The organism is Vibrio porteresiae DSM 19223, from assembly GCF_024347055.1.
GTDB lineage: Bacteria > Pseudomonadota > Gammaproteobacteria > Enterobacterales > Vibrionaceae > Vibrio > Vibrio porteresiae.
The window spans coordinates 255,117-271,707 of record NZ_AP024895.1; the positions used below are offsets into that span (position 1 = coordinate 255,117).

Consider the following 16,591-nt stretch of genomic DNA (forward strand, 5'->3'; position numbering starts at 1 on the left):
CAGGAGTGGACTGGTTGAGCATATCTTAGTGACGGAAGTGGCGCATACCGGTAAATACCATTGCCATGCCGTGTTCGTCAGCTGCTGCGATAACTTCGTCATCACGCATTGAACCGCCAGGTTGGATAACACAAGTCACGCCCGCTTCTGCCGCCGCATCGATACCGTCGCGGAATGGGAAGAATGCATCAGACGCCATCACAGTGCCTTGCACTTCCAAACCTTCGTCAGCAGCTTTGATACCTGCAATTTTAGCAGAGTAAACGCGGCTCATTTGGCCTGCACCAACGCCGATAGTCATGTCGCCTTTGGCGTATACAATGGCGTTAGACTTAACAAATTTTGCTACTTTCCAGCAGAATAGAGCGTCTTTTAGCTCTGCTTCAGTTGGTTGACGTTTGGTAACGACTTTCAGATCGTCAATAGTCACCATACCGTGGTCACGGTCTTGAACTAGCAGGCCGCCATTCACGCGTTTCACGTCAAAACCAGTCGATTGCGCAGTCCATTCGCCACACTCAAGTAGGCGTAGGTTTTTCTTCGCTGCAATCACTTCAACCGCTTCTGCAGTCACTTTAGGAGCGATGATCACTTCCGCAAATTGACGGTCGATGATCGCTTGTGCAGTCGCTGCATCTAATTCGCGGTTGAACGCGATGATGCCACCGAAGGCTGAAGTTGGGTCAGTTTTGAATGCACGATCGTAAGCTTCTAGGATGTTTGCACCTAGTGCTACACCACATGGGTTAGCGTGTTTTACGATAACACAGGCTGGTTCGTCGAACTCTTTCACACACTCTAGCGCTGCATCAGTGTCAGCGATGTTGTTGTAAGAAAGCGCTTTACCTTGCAGTTGTTTAGCTGAAGAGACAGAACCGTTTTGTGCGTCGCTTTCTACGTAGAAAGCCGCAGCTTGGTGGCTGTTTTCGCCGTAACGCATGTCTTGTTTTTTCTCGAACTGCATGTTGAAAGTACGAGGGAATTTAGACTCTGCGTCGCCTTCTTTGTTTTCGCCGTAAGAAGGAACCATAGTACCGAAGTAGTTTGCGATCATACCGTCGTAAGCCGCAGTGTGTTCAAATGCAGCAATCGCTAAGTCGAAACGAGTCTCTAGAGTAAGAGATTTGTCGTTTGCGTCCATTTCAGCAATAACGCGGTCGTAATCAGAAGCATTCACTACGATAGTCACATCTTTGTGGTTTTTCGCTGCAGAGCGAACCATAGTTGGACCACCGATATCGATGTTTTCCACTGCGTCTGCAAGCGTGCAGTCTGGTTTTGCTACTGTTTGAGCAAATGGGTAGAGGTTCACTACGACCATATCGATAGGTTTGATACCGTGCTCAGCCATAATAGCGTCGTCTTGACCACGACGGCCTAGGACACCACCATGAACTTTAGGGTGAAGCGTTTTTACGCGTCCATCCATCATTTCTGGAAAACCTGTGTAATCAGAAACTTCGGTTACAGCAATACCTTGCTCTGCTAGTAGGCGAGCTGTGCCACCTGTAGACAGAATGTCGACACCGCGCTCTGTAAGCGCTTTTGCAAACTCAACAATACCGGTTTTATCTGATACGCTGATGAGTGCGCGACGGATTGGACGAGCGTTATTCATGCTTCCCTTTTCCTCAAATTCTTGGAGTTAATGACGAAAGATACTTGCTCAACTCAACCTAAACTGTGTAAACAGTGGATTGTGTTTGGTAAGGACCTTACGTCGAATTTTGATGGCGCGTATTCTAACTAATTTATTACATAAAAGCTCGCGCAATCGTTTGGCATGCGAAAAATAATCGCTAAAACGACCTTTTTCAAGTGAAAAATTTAACTAACAAACAATGAGGCATCCATGTTTCAGATTGGTGAATTGGCAAAACGTTGCGGTGTTTCGACCGATACGCTGCGATTTTATGAGAAAAATGGGCTAATTATTCCGGCTGGACGCAGTGAGTCTGGCTATCGACTTTACGATGAAAGCAACCAAAAACAGGTGCGTTTTATTCTCAAAGCGAAAGAGGTCGGATTGAGTTTAGAAGAGATCAAAGAGCTGCTTGAGATTCGCTTAGAAGCCAACATTCACAGTTGCGCTGAGGTAAAAGCTATTACGACAGCGAAATTGAGTCTGATCGATGAAAAAATTGCTGAATTAAAACGTATTCGTAGCGCTTTAAGAAAAATCAATGATGCCTGTTGCGGGGATATTGATGACGACGCAAGTCACTGCTCGATTTTGGCCGCACTAGAATAGAGCACAGGAGGCGTACACCTCCTGTGGTATTAAGCCTCAGTTAACTAGACTTTAAAACTGTTTATCGTCTGGGTGAGATTGTGTCCGGTGTTGAGTAAGGTTTCACTTGCTGCCGACACTTTTTTCGCCCGTTCAGAAGCGCGCGCACTGATTTGCGTAATGCGATTTAAGCTGTCGGCCATATGATGGGTCGCATTGGATTGATGACCAATAGCCGTGACGATTTGGCCGTTCACACTCAAGATGGTTTGAATTTGGTCGTCGACCATAGTGAGTGCTTGCTGGGCTTCTTCGGCTTTTTTCAAGGTGGCAATAGACTGCTGCTGAGTCTGCTCCATTGATTGGCTCACCTCTTTAGCGCGTTGTTGTAAGCCCGTAACAATTTGTTCAATTTCATCAGTGCTTTGTTGAGTTCGGGTCGCGAGAGTACGCACCTCATCAGCAACCACCGCAAAACCGCGTCCTTGCTCGCCAGCACGTGCTGCTTCAATGGCGGCGTTTAGCGCTAAGAGGTTGGTTTGCTCTGCTACGCCGCGAATCACTTCCAATACCGATCCCACGTTTTCTGTCTCACGCGCTAACGCTTGGGTATTGGTGTCGGTATGAGTTAAGGATTTTGAAAGTGCGGACATGTAGTGTGAAGCTTCTTCAATCAAATGCCGTCCTTCGCGCCCTTTTTCACTGGCGTTTTGTGCTGACTCAGCCGCATTCTCGGCAGCATCCGTGACATCACGATTGCTATTGACTAACTCTTGCATCGCATTCGATACATCATCAACCGATTGTTTTTGCTCATGAGCTTTACTTGAGGCGTCTTGGGCTAAGCCGTTCAGTTCGTTAGCTGAAGTGGTTACCTCTTGCGCCATCGGTTTTATTTCGATGATGGTGGAACGCAACTTGTTCGTAAATAAGTTAAAGGCGCTAGCAATTTCTGATAGCTCATCTTTGCCATCGTCATTGAGTTTGCGGGACAGATCCCCATCACCTTGCGCTATTTCACGTAGAGCGGCTAAGGTATCGCGGCAAGGGCGAACGATGCTTGAGCTGATGCGCAGGGAAAAAATCAGCATGATGAGCACTGCCACTCCAAGGCCAATCAAGATGGTACGTGTGCGAGAGGCGATCAGTGCATCGACGTCATCGACGTCATCGACATATACGCCAGAACCGACAATCCATCCCCAAGGTTGAAACAGTTTAATATAGGAGACTTTTTCGATATCCACGGTAGCCCCTGGCTTGGGCCACATGTAGTGCACCACGCCTTCTTGGGCGCGTTTTGCCACATCCACCATTTCCACAAAAAGCGCTTTACCCGTTGGGTCTTTAATCGCAGAGAGGTCTTTACCCTCTAATTGCGGTTTGATGGGATGCATCACCATGACTGGCGTCATGTCATTAATCCAAAAATAGTCATTTTGGTCGTAGCGTAATTGATTGATCACGCTTTTCGCTTGCTGTTTGGCTTCCGCTTCCGTGAGCTTTCCTTCACTTTGTAGCTTGTGGAAATGCACCAGAATTGAGGTGGCACTTTCGACTAAGTGGCGAGTTTTGGTTTTCTTCGCCTCCATCAAGTCAGTTTGATAATGGCTAAGCATCAACATGAATGGGATCAGCAGTAGCACTGTGGTTATCCCAATCATCAAATATTGTCTTATTCCAATAGGAAAATTGCGTAACACACCGGACGACATATCGTGGCCTCCCTCTATCGATAGTTTCAACTTTAGTCGAAGGTGTTGAGTTCGCTACTAATTCCTTAGAGGTATTTGTTTTTTGCATACTTTAGCAACAGAGCACTATACTTTTTTGACCACATATTCTTCTTACGATAGGCGCTAAAGTTTGCGCCACCTATGTACATTTGGCCGCAAAGGAGACGTTCATGTTTCAGCTGTGTCGCTATTGGGTAGCGTTAGGAACGCTGCTGAGTCTGGTTTTTTCGGGGCAAGTTAACGCTGTCTCTTCGGTGTTTTATTGGCAGCAGGCTTCGCAGCAGCAGATCAACGTCATGTTGAACAAACATCCTTATTCAGATGCGATGATTCAAAGGCTAGGGGAGTTTGAGAAGTTAACCGGGATTAAGGTTAACTATAAAGTGACATCAGAAGAGACTTACTTTGAAGATCTGACCGCAGCGCTACGCTCAAAAAATCCACCAGATGTCTTTATGACCGGCTCTTATCAACTGTGGGATTACGCTCCTGCAGGCTACATTCAAAGTTTGGATGACATTCTAAGGGATCGGCATTTAACCGATCCTCAGTTTGTGTTGGATGATTTTTTTGAAGGGGTACTTAACGGTAACCGATGGGATTTAATTCCGGGTCATCCGGTTGGTACGGGTAGGTTATGGGCTTTGCCTTTGGGGTTTGAAGCCAATGTTTTAATTTACAATAAACGAGCGATTGCGATGGCTGGCGGCAAAGTACCGTACACCTTTGATGAATTGATGAGTACGGCGAAGCAATTAAAAGATTGGAATGGTTCTGGTTCTTACGGGGTAGCGGTGCGAGGTACGTTGTCTTGGGCTACGATTCATCCCGGTTACATGACCGCATTTAGCAATTACGGAGCGCATGATTTTACCATTAAGCAGCAGCGTTTAGTGTCACAGCTAGGCTCGCCTGCAGCCATTGAAGTGACCCAGAAATATACCGATCTGATTAAACAGAGCGGTCCTGCCAACTGGCAAGATTACACATGGTACCAAGTGGCAAAAGATATTGGTTCGGGTAAGGCTGCTATGGCATTGGATGCAGATATTATTGGTTATTTCCAGAGCCGTGATCAACAAGCTGCCGAGAAAGACAATCTCGGTTTTGCTCCTATCCCAGTCTTTAGTAATGGCGTTACGGGAGCAAATGAGTGGATTTGGTCGTTAGCCATGTCCAATGCGTCTAATCACAAACAAGCGGCGTGGATTTTCATGCAGTATTTTACTGGGCAAGAGCACATGCTGTGGGGAGCGACTCATGCCAATGTGGTTAACCCAGTACGTAAATCGATTTGGGATAGCCAACAGTGGCAATCGGCGATTAAGGGATTAACTGGGTATGAAGATACTTTTCGAACCATCATCGATAACACCAGTATTAAATTTACCCCGCAACCCCGTTTTTTTGAGACGACGACAGACTGGGCAGCTGCTTTGCAAGATATCGTGGTAAAAGACATGCCGGTAAAAATTCGGATGCAAAAAGCGGCCGATACCATCAACAAAAAGATGATGAACGTCGAAGTGAAATAAACCTAGAAATGTTAAAAACATGTATAGAAAAGCCGCACTATTTTGGTGGGGCTTTTTTATTAAGCACAATAAAACATGGGGTTAGATAAAAACCTAAGTCCTAAAGGTTATATATGCACCGTTTATATGTACTTTTTTGCTAAAAAAATACATAAAAGCGCTCACTTTGTCATCGTGCGATTTCCTCAAACGTTTCCGATCTGACGGTACGTATTATTGGGTGACCCTACTCATGAGGAATAACACTCAAATGTTTAATTACAATACTCTTATCTCTGTCGCCGCGTCTCTAGCGGGCCTTTTGTTTGGCTTAGACATCGGACTGATTTCAGGCGCATTGCCTTTCATCACTAACGAGTGGAGCATTACCATTCACCAGCAAGAATGGATTGTGAGCACCATGATGCTTGGCGCCACTTTGGGCTCAATCTCTAACAACTGGTTATCAGCAAGTTTGGGGCGTAAACGGAGCTTGATGTGGGGCGGGATCATTTTCGCCATCGGCACCATAGGTTGTACTTTCTCGAGCAATATTGACGTCATGCTGTTTTTCCGCGTGATTCAAGGTTTTGCGATTGGTATTGCTTCGTTTGCTGCACCTCTTTATCTATCTGAAATGTCAGATAAAGCCGTGCGTGGTCGTCGTATCGCCACCTATCAATTGATGGTGACCGTGGGTATTTTGTTAGCATTCCTTTCTGATACTTGGTTTGCTCAAACTGGTAACTGGCGCATGATGTTTGCCGTATTACTCATCCCCACTCTTGTGTTGGTTATTGCTGTTTATTTCATGCCTCGTTCTCCTCGTTGGTTAGCGTCTCGTGGTTATGTGCAAGAAGCGCAAGAAGTGTTGCTCTCTTTGCGTATGGACGAACGTGCAGCGAGCACTGAATTCCAAGAAATTGTGGCCAGCTTGAAAGTAAAACAATCTGGTTTTGCATTGTTTAAAGCGAATAAAAACTTCCGTCGTAGTGTTGGTTTAGGTCTGGTACTGCAGTTTATGCAGCAATTTACGGGTATGAACATCCTGATGTACTACGCGCCTAAGATTTTTGAAATGGCCGGTTTTACCACCAATATGGAACAGATGTTTGGTACGGTATTAGTCGGTGTCGCTTTTGTGGCTGCGACCTTTATCGCAATTGGTATGGCAGACAGTTGGGGCCGTAAACCAGCGTTAAAAATTGGCTTTACCGTCATGGGGATTGGCATGTTCTGCCTAGGCCTACTGCTTAAATTTGTTCTTGCCGGAGAGGCGCCAGTTTACTTCTCATACCTTGCTGTGCTGACTTCTATCGTTTGTATCTGCGGTTATGCGATGAGTGCTGCACCTATGGTGTGGGTATTGTGTTCAGAAGTTCAGCCGCTAAAAGGTCGTGATTTTGGTATCGCTTGTTCAACCACCATGAACTGGATTTCTAACATGGTGTTAGGCGCCACTTTCTTGTCGCTATTGAATGGTATTGGTACAGCACCAACCTTCTGGCTGTATGCCGTGTTTAACATCGTGTTCGTGGCTGTGACGATTCTGTTTGTTCCAGAAACCAAAGGTGTAACACTCGAATCGATTGAAGCTAACTTGATGGCGGGTAAAAAACTACGTGATATTGGTATCCCTCATGACCAATTAGCGGGGAATGCTCAACCATTGCGTTCGCGTCATGCTCAATAACGAGTAGCGTTAAAAAAAGAGCCAGAATTTTCTGGCTCTTTTCGATCAATACACTGTCTGTTGTAGATTTAGAAACCGTGTTTAGAAATCATAGTTCAAGGATACCCAGTAGTTACGTCCTGGCGTGACATAACCTGAGGTTGAGCGAGATGTATCGAAGTAATCACCCGCATATTCTGAACCAAACAGTTCCATCTTAGTGAAGTCTTTATCCAATAGGTTGTACACCGCACCGTTGATCTTAAGATCTTTAGTGATGAGGTAGGTTGCACCCATGTTGATGACTGTCCACGCTTTTAGGTCGCCTTTCGCATCGTAGATAGCTTGTTGTGTCGTGCTTAGGTTGTCATAGTTGCTGGTGTAACGAGGCGTTTTGCCATGATATTCAGCACTTAACCAAGTATCCAACTCTTCTGTTGCTTGCCAACGAACCTTCGCATTCGCCATGTGTTTGGCCGTATTGCCAAATGGCGCGCCATCATTATCACCACCCACCTGCTCGCTATGAGTGTAGGTGTAGTTTAGGTTCATCGATACGCTATCGATAAAGAGAGGGAAGGACGTACCCACTTCAACGCCTTCAATTTTCGCTTTGCCCACGTTTTCATAGGAGCTTGTGCTACTGTCGATGGTGTAGGAGGAGATCGCATTTTTATAGTGGTTAACAAACAGGGTTACGTTTGCTTTGAAGTTGCTTTCATTTTCGTAGTACAAGCCGGTTTCGTAGTTAGTACTCTCTTCAGGTTTTAGGTCTGGATTACCGACCACACTGATTGAGCCACGACCACCCACGCCGCTGATACCATTGTGTAGGTTGCTTAGACTTGGTGTGCGATAACCTGTGCTGACCCCTCCTTTGACTGTCCAGTTGTCATTGGCCGTCCACACCACGTAGGCGCGCGGGCTAACGTGACTGCCAAATGAATCGTGATGCTCGTAACGGGCACCTAACGTCAACACAACCGGATCAAGAATTTGCCAATCGTCTTCTGCAAACAGTGAGTAAGAGGTTTGCTCGAAGGTTTCCCCCGTGGTGTTTAACACGATGCCATCTTTCATCTTAGCATTCCAATATTGGGCACCAAAGGTTGCGGCATGGTCTTCGCCAATATCGGTTAACAACTTGGTGTTAACAATGGTGTTAGTGTTTTCGAGTTTGCGGTCTTTACCTAAGTCACTGCCGCTAAAACCAGTACGAGAGGTAAGAATGCGTCCTTTCGCTTCGGTTGTCATGTACGAAGCGTCTGACATCCAACGACCCAATCCCAGTTGTGATTCGTGACCAATGATCACTTGGTCTTCGTTGTACTTCATTTCGTCTTTATAGCCGCCACCGCTCGTACCAATGTCACCAAGCTGCTCTTTGCTGTTATCGAATGTCTGACGTGCGATGTGTCCGTCAATGAATACGGTATGGTCTTCATTGACGTTGTAACTCAGTTTCCCGCCGACATTGTAGTTGTCGCTTTCTGTCGGGTAAGGGGTGCGTGTTACGCTGCCTGAGTCGCTTAACGAGGTAATGCTGGAACCTTGGCGATGTTTAAATGTGCCGCGCAGATTGAGATTCAGTTTATCCTGTATGAGAGGACCTGAGGTGTTAATACTGATAGTTGAGGTGTCACCCCATTTGTCATGCTCTTGCAGATTGTGTCCGGCATTGATGGTGCCCGCCCACTCTTTTTGATTCTTCTTCGTGATGATATTGACCACACCGCCAATCGCGTCAGAACCGTATAACGTCGACATTGGGCCGCGAATTACTTCGATATGATCGATGGCTGATAGTGGTGGGACAAACCCATTGCCCATTTCGCCAAAGCCGTTTGGTGTCGTGTCTGAGCTGGCTGTTTGACGAATGCCGTCAATCAACACTAAGGTGTGGCTACTGCCCATTCCGCGGATACTGATGTTCAGGCCGCCGGTTTTACCTGTGGTACTTCGAACATCGACCCCCTCTAAACCGCTCAGAGCTTCGCCTAAATCCATATAGTTTTTTTCGGCCAAATCTTGCTGACTAATAACGGAAATAGAAGCAGGGGCGTCAGTGATTTTTTTCTCTAAACCGGCGTTGGCAGTGACCACCATGGTTTCTGTTGCTGTTGCTGCCACACTAGGTAGCGAGCAAAGCCCAGAGAATACAGCGAGGGTAAGCGTTGAGTATTGAAATTTCACAAACGTAAATCCTTGTAAAGAAACCGTAAAGGAATGCATTATATTTGCAAATAAAAATAATTATCAATACCGTTAAGTTTTGTCTCTGTGCTATTTGGTTCTAAGCGTGATGATTTACCTGTGTTATTAACTGTGTTTACTTATTTTTAAAATAAATAACTTGTTAATTATTATTTTTATTTTGAATATATGTAACTAGGTTTTTATATGGAAAATACGGGGATAAATAGTCTCTATATGATGCCTTTTACATTGTAATGCATTGTTATTTTGAGGTTTTATTTATATCACTTGTGTGTTTGATATAAAGATGAGCGGGGAAGTGATGAAGGTGTATTTTGCATTAGTAGTGATTGAATCGTTCCAATGGAGAAAAGATTTTTGGTACTGCAAAAAGGAAAAGAGTTCCATTTACTGGCAGAACTGTTCCACGGATAGAACAATTTTTTTTACGCGCGTTATGAGATGAAGTGCGGGGTACAATTGTGGGTACAGGAAAAAATAAAAGCCACGCTGTTGATGGCGTGGCTTTTAAAATCAATGAATTAGAATTTCTTCTTAGTTCATGCCGTATTTTTTTAGTTTCTTACGAAGAGTACCGCGGTTGATACCCATCATAGTTGCTGCGCGAGTTTGGTTACCGCGAGTGTACTGCATGATGGTATCTAGTAGTGGCTGTTCAACTTCAGCTAGAACTAATTCGTAAAGTTCTGTTACTTCTTGGCCATTCAATTGAGCAAGATAGTTTTTAAGAGATGCTTTAACTGAATCACGTAGTGGCTTTTGCGTGATTTGGTCTTGTGAAGTTACTGTTGTTACTGTTAAAGCTTCTGAAGTCAGATTTTGTTCGAACATATTCGGTCTAGCTCTTCTCTTAATATTGTGCAACGTTATCAAAATAACCTTCGAGCGCCTCTAGTTGCAGCGGCGCTGACTCGATGGCGTTAAAGGTCCGACGAAACTCACTCGCCTGTTCATGTTCTTTGAGATACCACCCGACATGCTTACGCGCGATACGAGGGCCAAGATATTCACCATAAAATTGGTGCAGAGCTTGTACATGACCAAGCATGATGTCCTTCACTTCCGAATTCGGGAGCTCTGGCATCGTGGTGCCGGTTTCCAAAAAGTGTCGGATTTCCTGAAAAATCCATGGGCGTCCCTGGGCCGGACGTCCGATCATTAAAGCGTCTGCACCGGTGTACTCCAGTACTTGCTTGGCCTTCTCCGGACTATCGATATCACCATTAGCGATAACCGGTATATTGATGGCTGCCTTGACCGCTTTAATGCTGTCGTATTCCGCCTCACCTTTGTACATACAAGCGCGGGTTCTCCCGTGAAGGGCCAGAGCTTGGATGCCGCAGTCTTCGGCTAGTTTAGCGATATAGATACAGTTTTTATTGTCTGTATCCCAGCCCGTTCTGGTTTTCAGTGTTACAGGAACATTGACTGCATTCACTACCGTTTCCAAGATATCTTTAATGATCTCTGGGTAACGAAGCAAAGCAGAGCCAGCGAGCTTCTTATTCACCTTTTTTGCAGGGCAGCCCATGTTGATATCAATGATTTGCGCACCGTTTTCAACACTGAATTGAGCTGCTTCGGCCATAAGCTGTGGGTCACTTCCAGCAATCTGCACTGAGCGAATGCCCGATTCACCTTCATGCACCATGCGATTTTTTGACTTCGACGTTTTCCATAGTTCAGGATTTGAGGACATCATTTCACTGACGGCCATTCCTGCACCATAGCGTAGACACAACTCTCGAAACGGTCTGTCTGTAACTCCTGCCATAGGGGCAACGATGAGATTGTTCTTAAGTTGATAATTTCCGATTTTCAAAACGTCTTCACAGTTCTGTACCAGCAAGGGCGCGCATTTTACGCATTTTTTTACTGCGTGAAAAGACTAATATTTGAGCATTTACAAATTGTTTTTGTAAATTGCCGATTTTTCAGTCAATTAGCGTGCAAACCTTTCTCTAGCTGCGTTTGCGGCCAGTGATGCGACACCACTCTTGCATCTCAACAATTGGGTCGATATCCAGTTCATCGCGGTAAAAATCAGCAACACCTTCAGCTTGTACGTCTAGAACACCAGACATCGCAAGCTGACCTTGAGGTTTCATCAGGCTCTTAATGACTGGTGATAGCTCGCGCAATGGGCCAGCAAGAATGTTAGCGACAACCACATCAGCCACTAAACCTTCTGGTTGGTTCTGCGGTAGGTAGACTTCAATTTGGTCTGCTACGCCGTTGCGAGCAGCATTATCGCGAGAGGCTTGCAGTGCTTGTGGGTCGATATCGATACCCACGACTTTTGCTGCGCCAAGTTTAATTGCTGCAATCGCAAGGATGCCTGAACCACAACCGAAGTCGATAACGGTTTTACCCGCCAAATCCAAACTGTCTAGCCATTGTAGGCAGAGAGCTGTGGTTGGGTGAGTACCAGTACCGAACGCAAGACCTGGGTCAAGCATAACGTTGACGGCGGTTGGATCTGGGATTTCACGCCAGCTTGGACAAATCCACAGACGCTCACCAAATTTCATTGGGTGGAAGTTGTCCATCCACTCACGTTCCCAGTCTTTGTCTTCAATTTGTTCAACTTTGTAAGCAAAGTCTTTCGCTAGAAGAGGGCTTGCTTGGATCTGTGCCAGAACCGCTGCCGTATCGATTTCAGCATCGTAAAGTGCCAATACGTCAGTGTCGCCCCATAGGCGTGTTTCACCCGGAAGAGGCTCAAATACAGGCGTATCTTTCGCATCTAGAAACGTAATAGACAGTGCACCTGTCTCATCCATCAACATATCGCCAATGGCTTCGGCATTTTCATTCGTGGCATTCAGCTTAATTTGAATCCAAGGCATCTTACATGACTCTCATTAGGAATTTAGGGGCGAAGTTTAGCAGATCCCCTGCGTGATGACATCTTATCCACATCAAGAGTGATGAAGAAAAGAAAACGGAGCCAGTTGGCTCCGTTTGATTCAAGGTGTTAGGCGACTTCTGGTGTCGCTATTTTATTGGCATTCGGTTTTAGTAGACTACCGATAACAAAGACGATGAGACTGATGATTTGCGTTGGCACAATCGGATGCACTCCGCCGATATTCGGTTTTAGCCAGCTCAGTAAAATGAAGGTGACAAGGCCAACGACCATGGAACTTAATGCACCCGTTGCAGAGGCTTTTTTCCAGTATAGGCCAAGAACGAGCGGCCATAAGAAAGCGGCTTGTAATGCACCAAAAGCCATTAAGTTCAACCAAATAATCATATCTGGCGGGTTGGTAGCCGCACAAAATACTAATAGAGCAAAGATAGCGGTAACCCAAAGCGATAGGCGGTTTAAGCGTCGTTCACCATCACTTTTTTCAATCACTTGCGGATTGATGTAGTTGATATACAAATCCTTCAGTAGCGTCGCCGATGCTTGAATGAGCTGTGAATCAATAGTCGACATAATCGCCGCCATTGGCCCCGCTAAAAAGATACCTGCCACCAATGGCGGTAATACGGTCATCATCAATGTCGGCATGATTTGGTCTGGGCTGCCCACTTCCGGCACAATGGCCCTGCCGAGCGCGCCTGCTAGCGACGTCCCTAACATCAATAGTGCAACGACAATCGTGCCAATGATCATGCCCTTATGTACTGAGCGACTATCGCGATACGACATGCAGCGCACTGCAGCATGCGGTAACCCAATCACACCAAAGCAGACCAAGACCCAGAAACTCAGAATGAACGGTTGGCTAATAAAGTGATGAGGACCATAAGGCGTTACGAGTGAGGGGTCAATGTCATGCAACTTAGTCACCAATTCGCCAACACTACCACCGGCATGAATCACCCCCCAAAGGAGCGCTACGGTGCCAATTAACATCATGATCCCTTGCATCGCATCGGTAAGGACTACGGCACGGAAACCACCAATAGTGGTGTAAAGGCCAACGGTAAAGGCGAAGATGAAAAGGCCCTGCTCATAGGGCAGTCCCGTCACTGTTTGCAGCAAGCGAGCACCGCCAACAAACTGCACCACCATAGTGCCAAAGAAAGCAAGCAGCAGAGAGAGCGACGCTAAGATAACCACCGGGCGGCTTTTAAAGCGCGCGTACAAAATGTCGTTTACCGTAACGGCATTATGAATACGAGCTTCAATGGCGAATTTTTTCCCCAACACCCCTAAGGTTAACCACGCCACTGGCAATTGGATCATGGTAAGTAAAACCCAACCCAACCCCATCTTGTAGGCTGCGCCAGGGCCACCGATGAAACTACTGGCGCTGGCATAAGTGGCGGAAAGGGTCATGGCAAGCACAAAGCCACCCATGCTTCGGCCACCAACAAAATATTCATTTAAAAAGTGATTTTTGCTTTTGAAACGTCGAGTAAACGCCGCCAAAGCAAATACCGCTATTAGGTAAATAACGAGTGGAATCAGCAGTTCGCTATTCATGATTATCCTCATCAGCAGCGATATCCAGAGGGACGTCTTTATAGAACACTTTCACCATCACAAAACACAAAATGGTGAACAGCAGTGGACCTATGATGCATGAGAGCAGGAACCACAAAGGAAAGCCCCAATATAGCGTGGGCATGGCGTGATCGTCTGTCGTAGGCGACAATCCATAGGCAGTGGCATACCACCAGAGGAAGTACAGGACAGCAAGAGCAAAAGCCAAAAAGGCTTCTTTATGCGCCTGACGATAAATGCCTGAAAGCTTAGACATGCAGTCTCCCTTGTCTATTTACATAAATGAAAAGGCCACCCTTAGGTGACCTTTCTTATTTAGAGCTTCAACTGGAGGATTATTGCAGACCCAGTTTTTTCTCCAAATAGTGGATGTTAGTACCGCCATTCTGGAAGTTTTCATCCAGCATGATTGACTGTTGTAGAGGGATGTTGGTTTTAATCCCTTCAACAATCATCTCGTTAAGTGCGTTACGCATACGAGCGATAGCCACATCGCGGTTTTCACCGTAAGTGATCAATTTACCGATCATTGAATCGTAATATGCAGGAACGGTATAACCAGAGTAGATGTGCGATTCCCAACGAACGCCCATGCCGCCTGGAGCATGGAACATATCGATCTTACCAGGACATGGTAGGAAGCGCTCTGGATCTTCTGCGTTAATACGACATTCCATAGCATGGCCACGAATCTTAATATCATCTTGAGTAAATGACAAAGGTTGACCAGCAGCGATACGCAACTGTTCTTTGATGATGTCAACGCCAGTCACCATTTCAGTTACTGGGTGCTCAACTTGAACACGGGTGTTCATTTCGATGAAGTAGAATTCGCCGTTTTCGTATAGGAACTCAAAAGTACCTGCACCACGGTAGCCGATTTCCACACAAGCACGAGTACAACGTTCGCCGATGTACTTACGCATCTCTTCAGTGATGCCTGGTGCTGGAGCTTCTTCAACCACTTTTTGGTGACGACGTTGCATAGAACAGTCACGTTCACCAAGGTGAATTGCATTACCTTGACCATCAGCCAACACTTGCACTTCAACGTGACGAGGGTTTTCTAGGTATTTCTCCATGTAAACCATGTCGTTGTTGAATGCTGCTTTCGCTTCTGCACGAGTCATTGCGATAGCGTTAACCAATTCGCCTTCGTTACGAACCACACGCATACCACGACCGCCGCCGCCACCAGAGGCTTTGATGATCACTGGGTAGCCGATGCGTTTCGCATGAGCTTTGTTTTTCACTTCGTCGTTATCAAGTGGACCATCTGAACCAGGTACACAAGGAACGCCTGCTTTTTTCATCGCGTTGATTGCAGAAACTTTATCACCCATCATACGGATGGTATCTGCTTTCGGACCGATGAAGATAAAACCAGATTTTTCAACTTGTTCAGCGAAGTCTGCGTTTTCTGATAGGAAACCGTAGCCTGGGTGAACTGCCACTGCGCCAGTCACTTCTGCAGCAGAAATGATGCGAGGGATGTTTAGGTAGCTGTCGATACTGCGAGCAGGACCGATACAGATGGTTTCATCTGCTAATAGAACGTGTTTTAAATCACGGTCAGCTGTTGAGTGAACAGCGACAGTTTTAATACCAAGTTCTTTACAAGCGCGAAGGATACGAAGCGCAATTTCGCCTCGGTTCGCGATGACAATTTTGTCTAACATGATCTCAACTCCACTTATTCGATGATAACAAGTGGCTGGTCAAATTCTACAGGTTGGCCGTCGCTTAGAAGGATTGCAGTAACCACGCCTGCTTTATCAGCTTCGATTTGGTTCATCATTTTCATTGCTTCAACGATACATAGAGTGTCGCCAACTTTTACTGATTGACCCACTTCTACGAATGGTTTCGCTTCTGGGCTAGATGAACGGTAGAAAGTACCAACCATTGGAGAAAGTACTTTATGACCCGCAGGCTCTTGAGAAGCTGGAGCCGCTGCTGGTGCAGGAGCTGCTACTGGAGCCGCTGGTGCAGGAGCTGCTACTGGCGCTGGTGCTGCTGCGTATTGAATTGGAGCAGCAAATTGCGCAGGGCTGTTACGGCTGATACGTACCGATTCTTCGCCTTCAGAGATTTCTAGCTCAGCAATGCCAGACTCTTCAACTAGTTCGATAAGCTTCTTGATTTTACGAATATCCATTGTTTCTTTCTCTTTTATCTGTGAGTAAGACAGCCCCCAAAGGGACTGCAGAGTGATTTATTACTTCGCCTGCAGGTAATTCAGCGCTGCCGACAAAGCGAATTGATAACCTTGTGCTCCTAATCCGCAGATCACCCCTTGTGCTTTATCAGACAAGTATGAATGGTGACGGAATGGCTCACGTGCATGAATATTTGACAAGTGCACTTCAATAAACGGAATAGCTACACCAAGTAGCGCATCACGCAGAGCAACACTGGTATGAGTAAATGCTGCTGGGTTAATGACGATAAAATCTACTTTCCCGTAAGCTTGGTGAATGGCTTCTACCAATTCATATTCACGGTTGGACTGAAGATGTTCCAGCTCAATACCTGCGGTTGTTGCTTGTTCACGTAACATCGTGACAATTTGTTCTAAAGTCTGTGAACCGTAGTGTGCCGGTTCACGTAAACCTAATAAATTTAGGTTTGGTCCGTTGAGAACAAGAATGCGTGATTTTGCAGTCATTGTGCGGTTATCTTCCTTTATAGTAGATGAAATCGAAAATGTACCCTCATCATAGTGCATTTGACGCCAAATTTTTGTCAAAATTCCGCTGATTT

The 16,591-nt window shown here is 45.9% G+C and carries 14 protein-coding genes and 1 pseudogene; 3 read left to right on the plus strand and 12 right to left on the minus strand.

All coding sequences use genetic code 11. The features are described from left to right. Nucleotides 1–25: 25 nt before the first annotated feature. Nucleotides 26–1,618, minus strand: a complete 1,593-nt coding sequence (gene purH, locus OCV11_RS01145; protein WP_261894470.1) for a bifunctional phosphoribosylaminoimidazolecarboxamide formyltransferase/IMP cyclohydrolase — start codon at nucleotides 1,616–1,618, stop codon at nucleotides 26–28. A 105-nt stretch (nucleotides 1,619–1,723) separates the two neighbouring features. Further along, nucleotides 1,724–1,831 (minus strand): annotated as a pseudogene (locus OCV11_RS01150) (phosphoribosylamine--glycine ligase); the annotation flags it as partial. 21 nt (nucleotides 1,832–1,852) lie between these two features. Between OCV11_RS01150 and zntR the strand changes: the two are divergent. Continuing rightward, complete coding sequence (gene zntR / locus OCV11_RS01155) at nucleotides 1,853–2,251, plus strand: Zn(2+)-responsive transcriptional regulator (protein WP_261894472.1); 399 nt, start codon at nucleotides 1,853–1,855, stop codon at nucleotides 2,249–2,251. A 44-nt stretch (nucleotides 2,252–2,295) separates the two neighbouring features. Here zntR and OCV11_RS01160 read toward each other — a convergent pair whose 3' ends face one another. After that, complete coding sequence (locus OCV11_RS01160; protein ID WP_261894473.1) at nucleotides 2,296–3,945, minus strand: methyl-accepting chemotaxis protein; 1,650 nt, start codon at nucleotides 3,943–3,945, stop codon at nucleotides 2,296–2,298. 191 nt (nucleotides 3,946–4,136) lie between these two features. Here OCV11_RS01160 and OCV11_RS01165 point away from each other — a divergent pair, with 191 nt between their 5' ends. Both OCV11_RS01165 and OCV11_RS01170 read left to right on the plus strand, forming a co-directional pair. Then, nucleotides 4,137–5,501 (plus strand): ABC transporter substrate-binding protein, encoded by a 1,365-nt coding sequence (locus OCV11_RS01165; protein ID WP_261894475.1) that lies wholly within the window; start codon nucleotides 4,137–4,139, stop codon nucleotides 5,499–5,501. Nucleotides 5,502–5,751: 250 nt separating this feature from the next. Beyond that, nucleotides 5,752–7,173 carry a sugar porter family MFS transporter gene (locus tag OCV11_RS01170; RefSeq protein ID WP_261894476.1) on the plus strand — a complete coding sequence of 474 codons (1,422 nt, stop codon included), beginning with the start codon at nucleotides 5,752–5,754 and terminating at the stop codon, nucleotides 7,171–7,173. Between the two features lie 81 nt (nucleotides 7,174–7,254). Here OCV11_RS01170 and OCV11_RS01175 read toward each other — a convergent pair whose 3' ends face one another. From OCV11_RS01175 to aroQ, 9 genes are all read right to left on the minus strand, one after another. Next, nucleotides 7,255–9,345, minus strand: a complete 2,091-nt coding sequence (locus OCV11_RS01175; RefSeq protein ID WP_261894478.1) for a TonB-dependent receptor domain-containing protein — start codon at nucleotides 9,343–9,345, stop codon at nucleotides 7,255–7,257. 558 nt (nucleotides 9,346–9,903) lie between these two features. Then, nucleotides 9,904–10,200, minus strand: coding sequence for a DNA-binding transcriptional regulator Fis (fis, locus tag OCV11_RS01180; RefSeq protein ID WP_000462885.1), 297 nt, complete (start codon nucleotides 10,198–10,200; stop codon nucleotides 9,904–9,906). A 19-nt stretch (nucleotides 10,201–10,219) separates the two neighbouring features. Further along, on the minus strand, nucleotides 10,220–11,191 hold the full coding sequence (dusB, locus tag OCV11_RS01185) for a tRNA dihydrouridine synthase DusB (RefSeq protein WP_261894480.1): 972 nt from the start codon (nucleotides 11,189–11,191) through the stop codon (nucleotides 10,220–10,222). A gap of 139 nt (nucleotides 11,192–11,330) precedes the next feature. Then, nucleotides 11,331–12,218: a 50S ribosomal protein L11 methyltransferase gene (gene prmA, locus OCV11_RS01190; protein ID WP_261894482.1), complete on the minus strand. Its 888-nt coding sequence runs from the start codon at nucleotides 12,216–12,218 to the stop codon at nucleotides 11,331–11,333. 128 nt (nucleotides 12,219–12,346) lie between these two features. Then, nucleotides 12,347–13,807 carry a sodium/pantothenate symporter gene (gene panF / locus OCV11_RS01195; RefSeq protein ID WP_261894484.1) on the minus strand — a complete coding sequence of 487 codons (1,461 nt, stop codon included), beginning with the start codon at nucleotides 13,805–13,807 and terminating at the stop codon, nucleotides 12,347–12,349. Next, nucleotides 13,800–14,084: a YhdT family protein gene (locus tag OCV11_RS01200; RefSeq protein WP_261894486.1), complete on the minus strand. Its 285-nt coding sequence runs from the start codon at nucleotides 14,082–14,084 to the stop codon at nucleotides 13,800–13,802. Before OCV11_RS01200 ends, panF begins: the two co-directional genes overlap by 8 nt. A gap of 79 nt (nucleotides 14,085–14,163) precedes the next feature. Next, nucleotides 14,164–15,507 (minus strand): acetyl-CoA carboxylase biotin carboxylase subunit, encoded by a 1,344-nt coding sequence (accC, locus tag OCV11_RS01205; RefSeq protein WP_261894488.1) that lies wholly within the window; start codon nucleotides 15,505–15,507, stop codon nucleotides 14,164–14,166. 14 nt (nucleotides 15,508–15,521) lie between these two features. Next, entirely contained in the window at nucleotides 15,522–15,986 is a 465-nt protein-coding gene (accB, locus tag OCV11_RS01210) for an acetyl-CoA carboxylase biotin carboxyl carrier protein (protein WP_261894490.1), read from the minus strand. A gap of 60 nt (nucleotides 15,987–16,046) precedes the next feature. Further along, nucleotides 16,047–16,496, minus strand: coding sequence for a type II 3-dehydroquinate dehydratase (gene aroQ / locus OCV11_RS01215; protein ID WP_261894492.1), 450 nt, complete (start codon nucleotides 16,494–16,496; stop codon nucleotides 16,047–16,049). Nucleotides 16,497–16,591 lie beyond the last annotated feature (95 nt).